Origin of the sequence: Dyella sp. ASV21, from assembly GCF_016428975.1 — a bacterium.
Taxonomy (GTDB): Bacteria; Pseudomonadota; Gammaproteobacteria; order Xanthomonadales; family Rhodanobacteraceae; genus Dyella.
The window spans coordinates 1-396 of sequence record NZ_JAELTT010000224.1 but is presented as its reverse complement, the minus strand read 5'-3'; the positions used below and the strand labels follow the sequence as shown (position 1 = coordinate 396).

The window sequence follows — 396 nt, the reverse complement described above, 5'->3', positions numbered from 1 at the left end:
CCCCCCCCCCCCCCCCCCCCCCCCCCCCCCCCCCCCCCCCCCCCCCCCCCCCCCCCCCCCCCCCCCCCCCCCTTTTCCAACCACAAGCCGCAAACCGCGATTCGGTCACGGGTCTCGTGGGCTCGGAGATGTGTATAAGAGACAGGCCCAAGGGCGAACCGTTCTCCAAGATCGCCCTCGACGCCGCTTCGGCCGTCGCTCACCACCAGCAGGCTTCGTCGGGCGGTGGTCGCCTGGCATGGAGGCACCGCTGAACAGCGGAATCTGCGTTTCCAGCTTGGCGCGCTCGCTCTTCACCACCGGCTGTCTCTTATACACATCTGACGCTGCCGACGACAACGTTCGGGTGTAGTTCTCGGTGGTCGCCGGGGCATTAAAGAGGGGGGGGGGGGGGGG

1 pseudogene is annotated in these 396 nt (G+C 69.9%); it reads left to right on the top strand.

The features are described from left to right. Positions 1 to 140: 140 nt before the first annotated feature. Positions 141 to 227 (top strand): annotated as a pseudogene (locus JHD67_RS21575) (MotA/TolQ/ExbB proton channel family protein); the annotation flags it as partial. Positions 228 to 396 lie beyond the last annotated feature (169 nt).